This window comes from Klebsiella sp. CB_Kp196 (genome assembly GCF_040061575.1).
GTDB classification, from domain to species: Bacteria; Pseudomonadota; Gammaproteobacteria; order Enterobacterales; family Enterobacteriaceae; genus Klebsiella; species Klebsiella michiganensis.
Window position 1 is genome coordinate 1 of sequence record NZ_JBEAFH010000054.1, and the last position, 15,436, is coordinate 15,436.

Sequence of the window (15,436 nt, forward strand, 5' to 3'; positions counted from 1 at the left end):
TCCAGTAGTGTCCCTGAATAGCAAACCATTCCATGCCCTGCAACCAGGCCTTATGGGCTTCGCTTTCTACACCTTCAATAATCACATTATGGTGGTTGCGGGAAAGGAAAGTGACGAGGGCATCCATTAACGGACGACCGGAATCTTTTTGCATTAAAAGCCAGAAGAAGTCTTTATCGATTTTGACATAATCGAAATGATAGTCGCGAATAGCGTGAATGCCGGCGTTGCCAGAGCCAAAATCATCGAGCCAGAGCGTAGTGCTTTGCGGGTTATTCCAGGTTGCGAGAGCATTATTCAAAAGATTATGGGAATTCTCGGTCACTTCAAAATGGACGCAGCCGATTTGGTCGACGAGCGCTTTAATCTCCGGGCGTTGCAATACGTTAAGTATATGGTCATCAACATTAATCGTCGCCGAGATAGCATTTTGCCTAAACCACTGTTTATGTTTTTCAATAAGTGCCAGCTGTTCCATAAAAATGCTTTCGCGTAGTCCCGTATTGGCGTAGCGAAAGAAATTTTCCGGCGATATAGACAGGCGGTCAAAGCGGCTCAGGCACTCCACGGCGACGAGCGTACCTTTTGGGGAAAACATCTTTTGAAAGACATAACGAACGGATATATCGCTACGTGATAAATTATGCCTGGAAAAAAGAGTTGCGTTCATTATCTCTCGTCAAAAATCAGGTCGGAGGTAAAGAGAAGATAACTTTATTATAGGTCAGGTTTATGTCTATGGGAATGATTATTAAAGGCAGATTACCAATGAATTATCGGTTTTTGATTGGTCACCCACATATTTTTGGCTTTAGCACCGATACATATTGACTATCCTTTTATTCATTATCCGTGAGTTATTCATCCCCAGTTTCTTCATAATATGTACCTTATGACTGTGTACCGTTTTGTGATCAATATCGAGGAGTAATGCGATTCTTTTATTGTTGTTACAGGCAATGATTAGCTCCAGAACCTGAAGCTCCCTGGCGGTTAGCTTACGCCGGGTACATAACCGCTGGCAGCCATCGGCGGTCAAAGGTCTGTTGATGATGGCTGAGAAATCTGATAAAGAAGATTTTTCATTCAAAATCAATATATTATCAATATAAAGCAGCTCCCGGAACAGTCTGGAGAGGTCACTTTTTACAATTAAAACCAGCAAAGCGCAGTGCGTAAGACGCTTGCGCAGGGTATTAAGCAATGCGACCGTTGTGGCTGCAGAGATATCCTTATGGATAGTGTTGACAATAATGGTAGTGGTTGATGGCGCGCTGGTCCCCTTAACAATATCCTGGAAGTTAAGAGTGGTGATGTTTTTTTTGTTATCAATCATATAATCATGGATTGAGTGCCCGATGATATTGTCGTCAGTATAAAGTAATGTGTTTTTCAATGTGTTAAATTTTCCTGTTGACTATCGTTATCAAAAAATGTCTTGTGTGCTATTGAATTAATAGTGTTTTAGATTAAAGTGGTTGTGTTTTATTGAAATTATATTTCATCAAATGAATTAAACTAGGCTTCGCCTGTTTTTTATTTTTCTATCAATTATCAATTTGACAATTATTTTTTCTATCTTCTCTTTTTTTTCTTCACTTTCGTAATAAAACATGCAAGATACTCTGAAGCTTGTTGCATCACATTGTTTGCGATTATTTTTCTCGGATATATGTTTTATCTTTAAATTAACAAGGATTTGTCCGTACTCCCCAAGATTTAACACTGAATTTTCAAGTTTATTTCCATTTCTAATAAAACTATGCAAAGGTTCCAGGGATATAAACGAGCAACCACCTTCAGATATATCATTCAAGTGATATTTATAAATAGTGCCACTTCTGTATCTTCCAGAGCAATAAAACTGGCTTTCGTACCTAACGTTAATTCTTGGTGATGTCCTTCGTTGTAGTATTGATAATGATTCAGGGATAATGAAGCATAGAAGATTGTTTGAATTGCTTTTGTCAGTGATTCGATTGTTGGTTGTGAATTCTATTTTTCCTAATGGGCTGTGGATGATAAAATAAAAAATGCTCTCTTTAGGAAGGCCTGGATGAGAGGTAGATGGTTTTATATAGAAAAAATTTCCTTCTATTTTTTTTAGGGTTGACTGGTGTTTTATATCATTACAATAGAAGTACAATTTAGATTGAATCCTGAGTTCATCTCTCAGAATTGCAATGATTTCATATCTGGAATTTTTAGAAACTCCTTCAGACATATTGACTCCCTAATCCAAAAATAGACAGAATTTTAATTTATTATCCCATGTTTGAATCGTATTTTTCTTAAAAAAATGCCATTACAGCCTATTGTTTGATGTAAAAAAATAGGCTAATCCTATTGATCGATAGTTGACACTGTCGAATTTTCTTTATAGGTATTTGGTGGATTGGCCCCTATATTTCCAGACACTTTTTATCGCTTTACCCATTACTGGTTCGCCGCCGCAGATATTCCCGTGGCGAACGATATCCCAGTGCACTGTGCGGATGCCATTCGTTGTAATGTTCGAAGGCCTCCGCAAGGTTCTTTGCCGCTGTTAACCCGTCAGGTTTTGGCATGATGCTGATGTAGTCGCGCTTCATCGTTTTCACGAAGCTCTCCGCCATTCCGTTGCTTTCTGGACTACGTACCGCCGTATGTTTTGGCTCCAGTCCTACCATTCTGGCGAACTGACGCGTCTGATGAGAACGGTAGGCTGAACCGTTGTCTGTCAGCCACTCAACGGGGGATGTCGGCAGCCTGTTACCGAAGCGACGCTCTACTGCACCCAGCATGACGTCCTGCACGGTTTCACTGTCATATCCACCGGTAATTGCCGCCCAGTGAAGTGCCTCGCGATCGCAACAGTCCAGTGCGAACGTGACCCGCAGTTTTTCACCGTTATCACAGCTGAACTCGAAGCCGTCGGAGCACCACCGCTGGTTACTTTCTCCAACGGCCACTTTCCCTCTATGCGCCCGCTTCGAGGGCGGTATTGCCGGTTTACGCTCAAGCAGCAGCGCATTCTGACGCATGATGCGGTATACGCGTTTGGCATTGATCACCGCCATGTCGTCAGTTTCTGATTGTCTGCGCAGCAGTGCCCATGCACGACGATAACCATAGGTGGGCAGATCGTCGATAACGGTATGGATACGAGCCAGCGCTTCAGTATCATCAGGCTTGCGCTTGCACCGACGATCCTGCCAGCCCTTCGACCGACGGGCCATGGCATGCAGATGCGCACGTGAGACCCGGAGGCAACGACTGACAAGGCTTATTCGCCATCCTCCGGCAACAAGGGCACGTGCGCTATCCACTTTTTTTGTCGGCCATATTCAACGGCTTCTTTCAGCAGCTCGTTTTCCATGGTTTTTTTGCCCAGCAGGCGCTGTAACTCTTTAATTTGCTTCATTGCAGATGCCAGCTCCGACGCGGGTACAACCTGTTCACCCGCGGCAACCGCAGTGAGACTGCCTTCCTGATATTGCTTACGCCACAGGAACAGCTGACTGGCAGCAACGCCATGCTGACGGGCGACCAGCGACACGGTCATTCCGGGCTCAAAGCTCTGCTGAACAATGGCGATTTTTTCCTGAACGCTGCGCCGTCTGCGCTTCTCTGGACCTAGAACATCAATCATTCGGACTCCAACGACTAGTCTAAAACTAGTATTAAGACTATCACTAATTTAAGTGATACCAACTGTCTGGAGATTCATGGGGCCAGTCTAACCGCCGATGTTGCTAGTCAGTGTCGAGATATCGTCGAGTTGCTGTATCAGCGTTTCAATTTGAGCCAGCGCCGCGTTGCGTCCGGTGACGATACGTTCAATGCTGGTCGAGCAAATTACATCGGTATTGTCGGTTAACACTTCGGATTCGGTGAGAGTAAGTTCTGACATAGTTTATGTCCTTTATATAAAGCAAAACGCCAGTCGGTGAGGGCTGGCGTTTATGCGTGTGGTGAATACAGGGCTGTGATTATTCTGAGCGGATGTGTTGCAGAGACTGAGCATGTCGGAAGGAGAGACTACCAGTTGAAGGTGCTAAAACCCGGCAACAGGTCACCCGCTGCATCCAGATGTAGCATATCGATCCCGTAACGTCGTATCAGTGTGGTCACTAACCGACGGCAGCCCTTTGAAAGCCCCAATCTCTTTAGTTCCAGCACTGGGTATAAGCGAGCATTAAGTCTGAGCAGGTAACCGTAGCCGGTGCACAGTATCCAGTCACTGTTGCCGCCGTCGTGGCGTTGAAGAGTGACCTGGTCGAGAATAGCGTTATCCTCACACGTGATATGAGCGGTACTGCACTGGATCCCATTCAGACGGGCGGTACGTGGTAGCTGATCTTCAACAACCAACCTCCCTGGGGTATCAGCAACACGAAGCGAATACCCGTTATCACTGACCACATCAATCAGCGCAGCCAGCTCAATACCATCGATATCGACGGCGATCCGGCCCCCATTAAGGGCCAGTACATTAACGGTATCGGCTTCCACCGTCAGGGACAGCTTCATTGCTGCCCCCTGGATGACTGCCCACTGATGGCGCAAGTCACCGCCTTATAGCCGGTACGTTGCATCAGGCCGGTGGCCTTTCTGGCCCGGAGTATGTCAATAGCGCTGATGAACGGAGACTGATGCTGAATGGAGAAACCGGGGCGATCAATTCGTACCAGTTCAGATTTTTCAACGAGAAAATTGAGTGCATCTGCCAGTGAAATCCCGGCGTCAATATGCTGCTGGATCACATTGCCATCACCAAACTGTGTGTCGTTAAGCGAAAGGCCGTAATGCCTTTCCAGCAGATAAGTAAGAAGTTGCTGCCAGATTTCTACCGGCGACGGGTGTGACGATACCTTCCTCGTCGGGATGGTGGGTAAGGTTTGCATAAAGTTGATCTCTGTTAAATAAATAAGATGTTGATGGTCGGGGGGATTACGGTGAAGGGGGATGGTGAATTACGGTGTTTTTCAGGTAATCCACTTACTGTCTGATGGCGTCAAGTGCGGCCTCCAGTGTGAACCAGTTAATGCCCTGTTCTGCGTCGTGATGGCTGGCTGCATGGCATAATGCCGCTCTGGCCTCTTCTGTCGTAACAGACTCATCCACATTGTGTACATCGTCTTCGTACCAGAGTGAACACAATACGAAGTCGTCATTTTGATGTTGTTTCAGCAGTTCAATGACCTCGCTGATTTTACAGGCGTGTTGCATGGCTATTCTCCTCCGGGTTGTGCCGCAGGTGGCGTCGCATAAATCGCAAGATAAACGTACCCGCAGGAGCCGAGGGTGTCTGCCTCGCAGGTCAGTCCTTTTGCGTAGAGCGTGACGCCGTGCTGATGTCGGGGAGTGAGTTCACCGCTGGTGAGCATTAACTCAAGTTGTTTCAACAGCAGTGGAAATACCAGATTCAGATGGCGCAGGTCTGATTCGCTGAAGGTGCCGGTGATGCTGGCGCGATCAGCCAGGTAATGCAGCCGGTTGCCCTCCTGTACCAGTCGTGCGCCAAAACACGGGATAGCTGCAGGCTTAAGTCCCCACCAGGAGGCGGCAATATCGTGGTTTGCTACATTTGTTGAGCTTTGCATTTAAGTAATCCTTAACTATGTGTTAATTCAGGGTAACGCTGCGCAGGACAACATACGGGCCGTTGCGGTCCTGGCGGCGTTCAGCGAATACGGCGAGCACACCGCTGATATCCTGCACCTCCCGTCCGGCATAGTGGCAGATGCTGCCGGACCACTGGTATTTCCCTGTGCAGAAGCGGAACAGCCGGGACTGCGGATGCTGGCGGTATATCGCCATCGCCTGGCGTTTGCTGATAATCTTCATCACCGGTCTCCTTAAAGCCAGCCTCGTTCGGCAAAAGACACTATATCCATCCCGCCAACCACCAGGTGGTCCAGCAGGCGAATATCGACCAGCTCCAGCGTCTGCTTAAGACGTTCTGTGATCCGTCTGTCTGAATCGCTGGGCTCTGCGTGCCCTGAAGGATGGCAGTGCGCCACGAGCATGGCAGCAGCGTTATATTTCAGTGCAGCCTTTACCACCTCCCGTGGATAGACCTGCGTATGGTTGATGGTGCCGGTGAAGAGAGTTTCGTGCGCAATCAGCCGGTGCTGGTTATCGAGGAAGAGCGCGGTAAACTCTTCGCGCTCCAGTGTGGCAAGCTGCAGGCGCAGCCAGTCACGTACTGAGCTACTGGAGGTAAATGACGCACCGGGTTCGCGTAACTGACGCTCCAGCAGGGTTAGTGCCTCACGGATGGTGTGTTGTGCGGATGCCGGTAATTCGGCGGCAAACAGTGGTAACTGTGTTTCCATAGCGGGATCCTCAGTCAATGATGTGCATGATGGCGCTGCATTCCGCGTGGTTGAGCGCGTAGTCCCGCAGACGGTAATAGTGCTCCGTCATGGCGTCGCATTCGGTGCGCATGGCGTGGTGGCTGTAAGCCATCAGGCAGGCTGCTATGCCCGCGGCCTCTGCGCTCATTTCCACATCGTTGCCATTCATCGGGTTGAACAGCGTCCATTTTTCAACGTCATCACCATCGGGCTCCGGGGCTATAAAAGCACCGCCGTTGCTCAGCGTGTAAAACTGCCAGATACCCCCGCAATAGTCTGCACAGAAGAGGTCCATCCAGGCGAAGATATGCGGCTCAAGGGTCATCCACTGCGGGATGGAACCAAAGTGCTGTGGCCAGAAGCCGATACGCTGTTCATCGGGCAACAACGTGACGATGAGAGTGTTGGTATTTTCGAGGTCTGAAAGGGTTTGCAGATTTGTAGCGTTATTCATTGGTTATTCCTTTTGAAAGGTCATAAGTGCGACTCCGGTAAACGGGAGCCTGATGTGTGGAAAAGGTGATTTGAGGCGTGATGGTGAAGGAATGCGTTACTGGCAGGTAAGTTCAGCAGGTGATGTGGTCAGGAGTAGCTGTGGGCAGGACTGTGCATAGCCATCTGCATCGCATCGTGAGGGCCAGTGGCCCTCCGGGAGGATTAAGCGGCACAGGCTGAGTTCACCGGGACGATAAAGAAGGTGTGAGCACCAGGCGCACAGGTCGTCATCGGAGATGGAGCGGCTGCAGGGAGTGTTTTCCAGGGCGGTCGGATAAAGGGTTGCCTGGTGGGCGTTATCAGGTAGCGGTGGCATCAGCTCAGTGCCTGCTGTAGTTCTTCCGCCATTACCCAGAGGGCGCGGTTGAGCTTAACGTCTCCGTCTATGCTTTTAACCGCGCGGGTATGGCTGCGCTTGCCTTTGGCAGTACGTCCCGGCAGACCCCCTTTCAGCAGGTTCTCCTGACAACGATTGAAAACTGACCACAGATCGTCCTGACGGTCTTCATAGCGGCGGGGCGTCAGTATCTGGGATGCCGTCACCGGCTGGTGATCTTCACCAAAGCGGTACGTCAGCGCGGCTTTTGCAAAAGCCTGCTGTGCCGGTGGCGTGAGTAACAGTGACTGCATCGCATCCCGATTTTCTTCGACCCGGTCAAATATCCCCAGTACCTCATAAGCCCCTTCAATGACTTTCTCCACCACATTACCCTTATGCGGCACGCGCACCTCCCCAAAGGTTTCGCCACAGACAAGTCCGTTCTGGCAGACTGCACGAAACAACCCCGGCAGCATCTGGTATGAGCTGGAGCCGTCGTGACTGTTAAGCAGAATGATTTCGGGGACCTGTTTACCGGTAATCTGGCCTTCACGCCTGAGGCGCAGCATGTGCTTTGTGTGGTCGCGTTTATTCAGGTCACGCACGCGTGTCTGGCAGGCAAAGAACGGCTGGAAGCCTTCCCGCTGCAGGTTATCCAGCAGGGTGATGGTCGGGATGTACGTGTAACGTTCGCTGCGGGATTCATGTTTTTCTTCGCTGAAGACGCTGGGCACGTAGTGCGCCAGTTCATCGCGGGTTAATGGGCGGTCGCGGCGCACGAGGCTGGCAGCGCCAAAACGGCTGGCTAAGCGCATGGAAATTTCCTTTCTGAGAAATAAAAGAAAACGCCCCGCTCGGATGAGCAGGGCGTTGGTGGTGTGTAATACCTGTGTTGTGGCAGTTGTCAGGGCTGGTTCGTCTGTTCTGCCGCCTGGGCCGGAGCATGTTCACCCGGTGTTGTGGTGTTCCTGTGAATAATCTGGTGTTTCGCCAGCGCCTGCTGCATGTCATTGATGCAGTACGTGATGTAGAAGACGTTAAACAGCACGGTATAAAAGACGTTCATCTTCAGGTCAAAGCGAAACGTGTTCAGCGCAAAGTGACGCAGTGCGGTTCTGGCCTTGAAAGCCCAGACCACATACATCACACCACTGGCTATTGAGAGCAGCCCGCTGATGGCCAGCAGGATATCGCCGGTTGAGTCGTAACCGTACGGGTCAGGTGCTGCCATGGCACCCAACTGACGACTGAGCCCGAAACAGACGGTGAGCCAGATAATAAACAGATTGCCGTAAAGCGGGTAGCCCGTGGTCTCGCTGATGATATCCTGCTTTTTGTAGAGCCAGAGCAGGGGCCAGACGCCGCAGGTGACCATGCTGAGCAGGACAAAATGCAGCGTACGGGTATTCAGCCGCTGGCTGAGGGTATTAATCGTGATATCTGTCATGAACTAAATTCCTGTATTAAACGAGTGGGGGGAGTGTTTCCGTGAATTAACCGGCCGTATTTTCACAGTCGCTGATATTTTTCAGCTCCTGCTGTGTATTCCTGATCCCCGGGTTAAAACTGCCGGCTTTCCTGTCATTCACATACACATCAAAATGTGCAGCCTGTCCCAGAGCCGTAATAAACTGCGACCAGGCATTGTCCGCATTACGCCATCCCAGAGACGAAGGGAGCGGGAATTGTCGATCGTTTATTACCAGCGTGATGGCGGTATGGTCGTCATGTGAGTCTGCCCCGGAACCATCGGGAAAGGTGAGCATGACGTGATGCTGCAGGATGTTCTGCTCATCGGGGTTGCCTGTGCAATTGAGGTTAAACATCACATTTTCGGGGCTGGTGATGATGTATTCGGTCACTCCCATGCCGAAGCCGCTGGTCCACATATTGGGGATAGCGTGAGCGACGCCAGTGAATGCCAGTGTTGTTACCAGCAGAACGGCAGATAGTTTACGCATGAACGTTTCCTTAAATTATCTAAGAGGCGGGCAACTGTTGATGAATCCGCCGTGGGTGTTACATAAGCTGTTTGCCAACCGTTATCAGACCGGCCAGCCAGCCGATGCACTGAGGCCCCACAAGCCAGAACAAGCGGGCTTTGAGCAGCCCGGTCATACCTTCGCTGGTGTATACCGCATCCGGCATCAGCCACTGGCGCAGGAACGCGCCGATAGTCATACCGGCACCGGGGCCGAGCGTCATCCAGAACAGATACCCCATCCCCTGCCCGAAACTGCGGATTTCGCCCGTATTTCCGAACACGTTAAACAGGACAACCACAAGCGCGATGCCAAAGGCAATTGCGAAATACTTAATAACAAGCCCCATTCTGGTAAGTCCTTATTTTCTGCACTGCTGAGCGGCACTCAGCATGTTGTCCATAAAACGCGGGGGGACATAGCCGTACTGCTGGTTCATTTTCTCCAGTTCCCCGTGGGTATATTTCGTCTTCAGCTCATCCCAGATACAGCCGCAGACCGCGGTGGTTCCGCCACCGGACTTACAGCCCCGGATAAACTCTTGTTCGTTTTTGTCACCACAGCCGCTCACGGCCAGAGCTGACAGCAGAGTGACGGCCAGTAACGCGCCCCGGGAAGCCGTCGTCATTTTTAATTGCCTGTGAATCATTGTGTTAATATCCATTCGTTAAAACGCCTCTGCTCAGAGGCTGTCCGATTGCACCACGCCTTCCTGTGCAAGGGCATGGCTGATGTTGTTCACCACCGTGTTCGGGTCGAGCCGGATTTCCGCCAGATGCTGGCCCGACTCAGGTGTTCCCTTGTAAACGTCCAGGGACGCGAACGGTCTGCCTTCATCGTTTGTCCCGGCAGATACCTGGTATGAGGTGTCTCCGTTTCTGACTGTGAATTCCTGCAGACTGATTACCTGATTGCTCTGGTAAGCGTACGTGGTGGTGTTTGCCGGTACGGTGAGGTCCATTTCCTTATGTTCTGCGCCGGTCCTGCCGAATGAGTACGATACCGACGGGGTGATGATGCAAATCTCGACTTCCTTTTTGTGGTTAACGGTCTGCGCATAGAAGACGGGCTTTCCGCAACGCTGGTGGTATGCCTGTATAAGGGCATCGGGCGTAGCGGCATTTACGGCTGACAGCGATGCCAGCATCATTCCTGCGCTCAGCAGCAGGGCTGTACCGTGTTTCATGTTTTAACTCCTTTTGGTCTGGTGTGAGGTTCGGGAGAAAGCTCCCGGAAGGTATGAATGACGTTGCTGATAAAGTGAAAATGCGGAAGGGCATTGATGAAATCCGCGTCTACAATGAGTGCGCTGGTTTCACTGCGCCGGTGAAAAGAGCGTTCAGACAAGGAGACCGACGTTACCTCCTCAACCCTGAATACCCGTATCGCACCATACTGGCTGGCCACCAGATACCAGTCTGCATGTGAGAAAATTAGCCGGTAGGGCTCAAGGTGGTCGTGACGAATCCCCTTAACCAACAGGCTGACCAGACGGTGGTGGTAAATGCCTTCAGCAAGTCGCTCAAAGCAGTCCGGGAGGATCCCCGCGGGCTGCTGTGCATGGCCTATCAGGCATGGAGATGTGCCGTTTTCATCCATCAACAGCTGCATCAGATGGCGGCTCTGTGAGGGAATGAGACGGGCTATTCCGGTGTTGCGGGCAAACGCCAGCGCACCAGGAGTATGGTCGCGCATCGGGTTTGTTCGTAACCGCCAGCAGCCGTTATCGCCAGTCAGATCCAGATGCAGCAGACGCTGAGAGAAATCCCGGCGCAGGGTGCGTTCAGATACGCCAAATTCACCGGACAGCGCTTTTAGTGAAAGGGATTCACCAGCAAAAAGCCGGCTAATAATAACTGACAGCCTGAGTGCCAGCCTGTCGTGTCGGGGCGCAGGGTTCGTGGCGCGCATATGCCCTCCGTGAATGAAAAATACCGAGATAACTCATGCGGTTATTATGCAGGACGGTGTGGACAGGATATGACCAGCGATAAGACAGCGCGGCAGAAAAGATGCAATATTTTTCCCACGATAACTGTCTGAATTTACGATGATAATTTCACATCGCTTAGCTGGTGAGCGTTACGCGGTCATACTCTGTCATAAAGCCGGTCAGCAGGAGGCGTTGTCAGGGCTGAAGGTGGCTGTAGTATTGCGTTTTATTAATCTCGCCCTCAGTAAACGCAGTAAGAGGCGAAACAGAAGGATGAGAGCCCAACGGACGCTGTGGATCTCTTTCTCCGGCCAGCCTGCGCGCCGGCAGTAATCCAGGATCCTGTTAACCACCCGTCTTCGGATATAGCGCAGCAGCATGCGTAACAGGGACCATGTCAGTGTCCTGAGTATCATTTCCACCACCTCAAAAAAGTAAGTGCCACAGCGCAGAAGCGGCATTCACAATGCCGTCGCGGATCGTTCCCAGCGCTTCACGGACCGCCTTTGGCAGCGGAATGGCGTCCACTATCCGGCTGAATAACTCACCCAGCAGATCGCCGAAATCCTGTCGGGCGGTACTCTCTGCCTCCGTAGTCCGGTGCTCTTCCCTGACCTGACGAAAAACGCCGCTGCTGGCCTCCGGGGGCAGGGCAAATATCATGGTTTCGACCAGACGGGCCAGGTTGTAGCCTGTTTTGGCTGACACCGCATGAACCGGATAAGGACAGGAGAACTGCCGTGAGATGGCTGCGCTTCGGGTGGTCAGCGTCAGCAACTGGCCAGTGGAGGGCAGACACGCTTCCCTGTCCCATTCCAGCGAGGGTTCCGCCTTGTCGGCCTGGTTAATGACGAAGACAATGCTGCCCGGTGAGACGCCACAATTGAGCAGGAACCGGTGAAACGCTTCGTCGGTCGCACAGGCCCGGTCATCCGCTTTCATCACCCAGAGGATAAGATCCAGCGTCGGTAACTGATCTTTATATAGCTGCCGGTATTCACGGTCATAGTCCAGAGATTCACCGGCACCGGGTAAATCGACCAGCGTCATGCGACGCCCGCCAATATCGAGCGTGAAGCGAAGCGGTTCACGGGTACAGCCCTGCACATCGCTGACCGGGCTTAGGGGCTGCTGAAAGAGCGCATTACATAGAGAACTTTTCCCACTCCCTGTTTTACCCATAATGCCAACGACCGGCTCGTAATGGATGTGCTGGCGGATGCGATTTAGTATCGTACGGGAGAGTGTTTCGGGCAGGAGAGACAGCTGTTGCTTCAGGCCATCAAGACCCTGTTCAGTTTTATCTGACACATTAACCTCCGTGAGTGAAATAACAAAATGGCAGCATTTCTGCTGCCCTTCTCACACAGGTAATATAGGTCTGAAATTTTTTTGAATGTCATGTATGGGCTGTATTACTGCCTCCGCTCACCTTGTTTTTAGCTCAAAGTCCTCACTCACCACCACAGGTTTTTCGGTAATGGTCATTAATCAGAGTTTCCAGCATATCGCTGATGCGAACTCCGCTGCGTTCAGCCATAAAGTCGAGTCGCATTTTAGTTTCGTTCTTAAGGTACGTATTGAGTGCTTTTTTATCTGTGCGGGACTGACGTAGCTTCTGCTGATTCCAGGCTTTATTCAGATTAAGCAGGAATAGCCGTTTGGTATCCGGTGCGTCATCCCATAAATCAAGTGCGGCACGTAGCGCTAAATTTCGTTCAGCATGGCTCAGAGGGGTAAACCAGGTGCTCAGCCCCGGCGAAGAAAGCGTAAATGAAAGTCCGCCGGTGGGGGCGTTTCTTTCTTCCTGTAGCGATTTAAGACTGTTCCATGCCCACAGTACCGCCTCTTCCTCATCAGGTAACCATTTCAGCGGAGCAGGTTTGCTGTAAATATTTTTCCACTGGTCTTTGAGCCTGTCCATTACCTGGCTCTTAAGGTGATTAACTGGTGGGGCAGGAATAATTATCCAGTCAAAGAAATTGAAGAGAAGTTGCATTCTTTCCCGGTGGCTTGCCGGGGATTTATTGAGTTGAAGGAACTGATACCAGTTCTGACCTAAAGGGGCATCTCCTGAACGGAGAATACCAAGCTGATAGTCACTCGCTTCACAGAGATAACCCCACATCCAGAATGCGGCCCGCTCGTCGTTTTCAATCCAGTCAAATTTTTCTGCAGGTAAGATATTCTCGTCGCAGGCGGTATGCATATCTGCCAGGAGTCTGTCTTGCTGTTCTTTATCAGGATAGTACTTATTGAGGAGATGATTAACTGCCTGATGGCAGCTGCCTGCTTCCTGACGGTTAACCCCTTCTGCTCTGATGTTTTTGTTTATTTCTAACCAGGTAATATAAAAATTGCAGATTCGTATGTCACGATTTTTAACGGGTATTTGTCTGCCATTAATGTAATTTATTGCCATTATAAAAGGCTCCATAAAACAAACTACATAGTAGTGGTTTGTGTAGTGATTGTTGTGGGGATAAAGTAGCATGACAATGGTTTTATCGTCACTAAAAAACATATCTGGTAGTCATCGTGAAGTAAGATTGTGGTTTTATGTTGGTTTGATCACGGTTTTACCATGGTTTTAATGTTGCTGTTTTTAATGATTTATTTCTTTCTGTGCTCTGTTTTTAGGGATTCTTGTTCGCTTACCCACTACTCTTTAACTTTATCTTATTCCTCCGTTTGTTCTTCTGCATGCTCTCGTCTTCACCCCGTCATGATACCGGGTTCGCTTCAGAGGGAATTTCTGGCAGCAGGCAGGTTTACCCTAGTATATTTTCATTTCATTGCTCAGAATCAGGGAGATGGCTTCTGTGAGTTGTGTAAATTTGGGCGTTATAGTGGTTGAGGTTATTTGAGGCGGCAAAGTGTTTTTTTGGGGGGTGTTGGTAAAGATAATTCCAGAGTGAACGTGCATGGCTTTTATCGCGTATAGACCAGGCCTGACGTAACCTGCTCTGGTATTGCAGTCAGGCCCGATGTGTTGGATTGGTATTAATATAATAAAGATAGCCCTTTCTTTATGGTTAAACAACAGTTAGTACAAGAACATTACTCAGAGGGATGAATGACAGCCTGGAAGAGAGTATCACTTGAAAGGCAATATTACAGTTGAAAAGGTAGTTGCCGATGATATCAACCGGCAGGTGAGGCTACTCGTCAGACAGTGCTTTCTCTCAGTCATTTCCCTTTATAAAGAGACAAGACGAGGCCATTACTTTGAGATAAGACTGCGTAAATGAGTAAATACGTTAGATATTAAACTTAGTGATATTATCTTTGGTGTGTAAATCTTCAGGGAGGGTAGTGCGGTCGATAATATTGCCGGAGGATGGACTGAGCGTATGGCAGCGTTGTGCGAAGTGTAAATACACGGTGGGTGCTACTGGTGTTAGCCTGTCTGTTTAACGTGTTATTACGAGGGTTGACTATAACAGGTAATGTGATAACCAATGGAAGCTGAAAGGATCGTGTTAATACGCTAAGTATGTGCAAGGGTATTGATTACATCAACGAACCATAAATCCGGGTATGTAGATTTTGTCGGGAGTAATAGTTCGGGCATGTACCGCAGGCCGGATAATGCAGGTAACATCGCGTATTGTTATGGCCAAATCTTTCAGTGTCTGAGAAACAATTAACGCATTATCGTAAGTTATCTGATAAACGGTTTGATGTTATAAACCTGAATGTTACTGAAGCTTTCTGTAAGCCCCTGTAATCGCATAAAAGATAACGCTAATGGAAATCTGTGGATGGTATGAATACGTTGAGCGTGATGCGTTACAGAGCGTTTTAACAGTAGTCCCGATAACGATTATTTATCGGGTTTATTGAACGAGGTAGTAATATCATGATGGCAGCGGGGGCTGGTACAGGGGCTCTTACCCCGGGTATATACATCCCGCCGGAGTCATATTCGCTTTTCAGGGTAACCACAGACCCTTTTTAAACCTGGTCAATACAAAACATCAAACGCTTAAGTAAATCTGGCAATGACTATCACATGGGCTGGTGGCTTCACCATATCGCGCTAAAATCCTGTGTTTTCAGACGATGACGGGTACGCTTGACATAAGCGGCGTCAACGAGTTCATCGGGTGGCAAACTACGGGTGATATTACAAATTGTCGCCAGCGCTGCATCTGAGAGTTTAAACGTTCGTGGTAAGGCGTAGTAATCCCCTGTTTTTTGCATACCGATGTTATCGAATAACGCTCTGAAGAAATCCGTCAGCGAAGGGCGGCGTGCATTAATTATCGCCTCCGTCGCTTCATCAGCAAATGTAACCTCAACCTCCTCCATATCCAGCGAATGAATAATCCCGGCAATGTCAGGCCAGTACTTAAGATCGAAA

At 49.5% G+C, this 15,436-nt stretch carries 22 protein-coding genes and 1 pseudogene; all 23 read right to left on the minus strand.

What is annotated here, in order from left to right; all coding sequences use genetic code 11:
- Positions 1 to 670, minus strand: a 670-nt coding sequence (locus ABLU87_RS18655; RefSeq protein WP_348866000.1) for an EAL domain-containing protein, incomplete at its 3' end; no start/stop codon positions are given.
- A 141-nt stretch (positions 671 to 811) separates the two neighbouring features.
- The gene (locus ABLU87_RS18660; protein ID WP_000799244.1) at positions 812 to 1,396 is read right to left on the minus strand and encodes a helix-turn-helix transcriptional regulator; all 585 of its coding nucleotides are present in this window, start codon (positions 1,394 to 1,396) and stop codon (positions 812 to 814) included.
- A gap of 117 nt (positions 1,397 to 1,513) precedes the next feature.
- Positions 1,514 to 2,224 carry a PilZ domain-containing protein gene (locus ABLU87_RS18665; RefSeq protein ID WP_075207213.1) on the minus strand — a complete coding sequence of 237 codons (711 nt, stop codon included), beginning with the start codon at positions 2,222 to 2,224 and terminating at the stop codon, positions 1,514 to 1,516.
- A gap of 205 nt (positions 2,225 to 2,429) precedes the next feature.
- Positions 2,430 to 3,631, minus strand: a protein-coding gene (locus ABLU87_RS18670; protein ID WP_348866001.1) for an IS3 family transposase whose coding sequence is annotated in 2 segments (ribosomal slippage) — positions 2,430 to 3,316 and positions 3,316 to 3,631 — 1,203 coding nt in all. Because the reading frame shifts where the segments join, the coding sequence is not laid out codon by codon here.
- 90 nt (positions 3,632 to 3,721) lie between these two features.
- Positions 3,722 to 3,892: pseudogene (locus tag ABLU87_RS18675) on the minus strand (restriction endonuclease subunit M); the annotation flags it as partial.
- A 128-nt stretch (positions 3,893 to 4,020) separates the two neighbouring features.
- Entirely contained in the window at positions 4,021 to 4,512 is a 492-nt protein-coding gene (locus tag ABLU87_RS18680) for a DUF5983 family protein (RefSeq protein WP_004856810.1), read from the minus strand.
- Positions 4,509 to 4,886 (minus strand): TA system toxin CbtA family protein, encoded by a 378-nt coding sequence (locus ABLU87_RS18685; protein ID WP_004856815.1) that lies wholly within the window; start codon positions 4,884 to 4,886, stop codon positions 4,509 to 4,511. The genes ABLU87_RS18680 and ABLU87_RS18685 overlap by 4 nt, the downstream gene beginning before the upstream one ends.
- A 94-nt stretch (positions 4,887 to 4,980) precedes the next feature.
- On the minus strand, positions 4,981 to 5,211 hold the full coding sequence (locus ABLU87_RS18690; RefSeq protein WP_004856818.1) for a hypothetical protein: 231 nt from the start codon (positions 5,209 to 5,211) through the stop codon (positions 4,981 to 4,983).
- 2 nt (positions 5,212 to 5,213) lie between these two features.
- Positions 5,214 to 5,585, minus strand: a complete 372-nt coding sequence (locus ABLU87_RS18695) for a type IV toxin-antitoxin system YeeU family antitoxin (RefSeq protein WP_004856821.1) — start codon at positions 5,583 to 5,585, stop codon at positions 5,214 to 5,216.
- A 22-nt stretch (positions 5,586 to 5,607) separates the two neighbouring features.
- Positions 5,608 to 5,829, minus strand: coding sequence for a DUF987 domain-containing protein (locus ABLU87_RS18700; RefSeq protein ID WP_004856822.1), 222 nt, complete (start codon positions 5,827 to 5,829; stop codon positions 5,608 to 5,610).
- Between the two features lie 11 nt (positions 5,830 to 5,840).
- The gene (radC, locus tag ABLU87_RS18705) at positions 5,841 to 6,320 is read right to left on the minus strand and encodes a DNA repair protein RadC (RefSeq protein ID WP_021314683.1); all 480 of its coding nucleotides are present in this window, start codon (positions 6,318 to 6,320) and stop codon (positions 5,841 to 5,843) included.
- Positions 6,321 to 6,330: 10 nt separating this feature from the next.
- Entirely contained in the window at positions 6,331 to 6,795 is a 465-nt protein-coding gene (locus ABLU87_RS18710; protein WP_004856826.1) for an antirestriction protein, read from the minus strand.
- Between the two features lie 96 nt (positions 6,796 to 6,891).
- A complete protein-coding gene (locus tag ABLU87_RS18715; protein ID WP_049287279.1) occupies positions 6,892 to 7,152 on the minus strand; it encodes a hypothetical protein in 261 nt (86 codons plus the stop codon).
- Positions 7,152 to 7,970, minus strand: a complete 819-nt coding sequence (locus ABLU87_RS18720) for a DUF932 domain-containing protein (RefSeq protein ID WP_004856830.1) — start codon at positions 7,968 to 7,970, stop codon at positions 7,152 to 7,154. Before ABLU87_RS18720 ends, ABLU87_RS18715 begins: the two co-directional genes overlap by 1 nt.
- A gap of 89 nt (positions 7,971 to 8,059) precedes the next feature.
- Positions 8,060 to 8,602, minus strand: coding sequence for a DUF4234 domain-containing protein (locus ABLU87_RS18725; RefSeq protein ID WP_004856832.1), 543 nt, complete (start codon positions 8,600 to 8,602; stop codon positions 8,060 to 8,062).
- 46 nt (positions 8,603 to 8,648) lie between these two features.
- Positions 8,649 to 9,116 (minus strand): hypothetical protein, encoded by a 468-nt coding sequence (locus ABLU87_RS18730; protein WP_004856835.1) that lies wholly within the window; start codon positions 9,114 to 9,116, stop codon positions 8,649 to 8,651.
- A 58-nt stretch (positions 9,117 to 9,174) separates the two neighbouring features.
- Positions 9,175 to 9,486 (minus strand): hypothetical protein, encoded by a 312-nt coding sequence (locus ABLU87_RS18735; protein WP_004856838.1) that lies wholly within the window; start codon positions 9,484 to 9,486, stop codon positions 9,175 to 9,177.
- Positions 9,487 to 9,498: 12 nt separating this feature from the next.
- Positions 9,499 to 9,765, minus strand: coding sequence for a hypothetical protein (locus ABLU87_RS18740; protein WP_021314684.1), 267 nt, complete (start codon positions 9,763 to 9,765; stop codon positions 9,499 to 9,501).
- Between the two features lie 54 nt (positions 9,766 to 9,819).
- A complete protein-coding gene (locus tag ABLU87_RS18745; RefSeq protein ID WP_004856844.1) occupies positions 9,820 to 10,323 on the minus strand; it encodes a hypothetical protein in 504 nt (167 codons plus the stop codon).
- Complete coding sequence (locus ABLU87_RS18750) at positions 10,320 to 11,048, minus strand: WYL domain-containing protein (protein ID WP_032738397.1); 729 nt, start codon at positions 11,046 to 11,048, stop codon at positions 10,320 to 10,322. Before ABLU87_RS18750 ends, ABLU87_RS18745 begins: the two co-directional genes overlap by 4 nt.
- Before the next feature lie 448 nt (positions 11,049 to 11,496).
- Positions 11,497 to 12,381, minus strand: coding sequence for a GTPase (locus tag ABLU87_RS18755; protein ID WP_021314685.1), 885 nt, complete (start codon positions 12,379 to 12,381; stop codon positions 11,497 to 11,499).
- Between the two features lie 142 nt (positions 12,382 to 12,523).
- A complete protein-coding gene (locus ABLU87_RS18760) occupies positions 12,524 to 13,492 on the minus strand; it encodes a hypothetical protein (protein WP_154978731.1) in 969 nt (322 codons plus the stop codon).
- Positions 13,493 to 15,099: 1,607 nt separating this feature from the next.
- Positions 15,100 to 15,384, minus strand: coding sequence for a hypothetical protein (locus ABLU87_RS18765; RefSeq protein WP_224267737.1), 285 nt, complete (start codon positions 15,382 to 15,384; stop codon positions 15,100 to 15,102).
- Positions 15,385 to 15,436: the final 52 nt, after the last annotated feature.

Excerpts from the sequence above, each read along its gene's own strand:
- ABLU87_RS18715 (WP_049287279.1), bottom strand. The coding sequence starts at position 7,152 with ATGCCACCGCTACCTGATAACGCCCACCAGGCAACCCTTTATCCGACC.
- ABLU87_RS18665 (WP_075207213.1), bottom strand. The coding sequence starts at position 2,224 with ATGTCTGAAGGAGTTTCTAAAAATTCCAGATATGAAATCATTGCAATT.
- ABLU87_RS18700 (WP_004856822.1), bottom strand. The coding sequence starts at position 5,829 with ATGAAGATTATCAGCAAACGCCAGGCGATGGCGATATACCGCCAGCAT.
- ABLU87_RS18735 (WP_004856838.1), bottom strand. The coding sequence starts at position 9,486 with ATGGGGCTTGTTATTAAGTATTTCGCAATTGCCTTTGGCATCGCGCTT.
- ABLU87_RS18750 (WP_032738397.1), bottom strand. The coding sequence starts at position 11,048 with ATGCGCGCCACGAACCCTGCGCCCCGACACGACAGGCTGGCACTCAGG.
- ABLU87_RS18730 (WP_004856835.1), bottom strand. The coding sequence starts at position 9,116 with ATGCGTAAACTATCTGCCGTTCTGCTGGTAACAACACTGGCATTCACT.
- ABLU87_RS18685 (WP_004856815.1), bottom strand. The coding sequence starts at position 4,886 with ATGCAAACCTTACCCACCATCCCGACGAGGAAGGTATCGTCACACCCG.
- ABLU87_RS18710 (WP_004856826.1), bottom strand. The coding sequence starts at position 6,795 with ATGAATAACGCTACAAATCTGCAAACCCTTTCAGACCTCGAAAATACC.
- ABLU87_RS18680 (WP_004856810.1), bottom strand. The coding sequence starts at position 4,512 with ATGAAGCTGTCCCTGACGGTGGAAGCCGATACCGTTAATGTACTGGCC.
- ABLU87_RS18760 (WP_154978731.1), bottom strand. The coding sequence starts at position 13,492 with ATGGCAATAAATTACATTAATGGCAGACAAATACCCGTTAAAAATCGT.
- ABLU87_RS18765 (WP_224267737.1), bottom strand. The coding sequence starts at position 15,384 with ATGGAGGAGGTTGAGGTTACATTTGCTGATGAAGCGACGGAGGCGATA.
- radC (WP_021314683.1), bottom strand. The coding sequence starts at position 6,320 with ATGGAAACACAGTTACCACTGTTTGCCGCCGAATTACCGGCATCCGCA.
- ABLU87_RS18740 (WP_021314684.1), bottom strand. The coding sequence starts at position 9,765 with ATGACGACGGCTTCCCGGGGCGCGTTACTGGCCGTCACTCTGCTGTCA.
- ABLU87_RS18690 (WP_004856818.1), bottom strand. The coding sequence starts at position 5,211 with ATGCAACACGCCTGTAAAATCAGCGAGGTCATTGAACTGCTGAAACAA.
- ABLU87_RS18725 (WP_004856832.1), bottom strand. The coding sequence starts at position 8,602 with ATGACAGATATCACGATTAATACCCTCAGCCAGCGGCTGAATACCCGT.
- ABLU87_RS18695 (WP_004856821.1), bottom strand. The coding sequence starts at position 5,585 with ATGCAAAGCTCAACAAATGTAGCAAACCACGATATTGCCGCCTCCTGG.
- ABLU87_RS18745 (WP_004856844.1), bottom strand. The coding sequence starts at position 10,323 with ATGAAACACGGTACAGCCCTGCTGCTGAGCGCAGGAATGATGCTGGCA.
- ABLU87_RS18720 (WP_004856830.1), bottom strand. The coding sequence starts at position 7,970 with ATGCGCTTAGCCAGCCGTTTTGGCGCTGCCAGCCTCGTGCGCCGCGAC.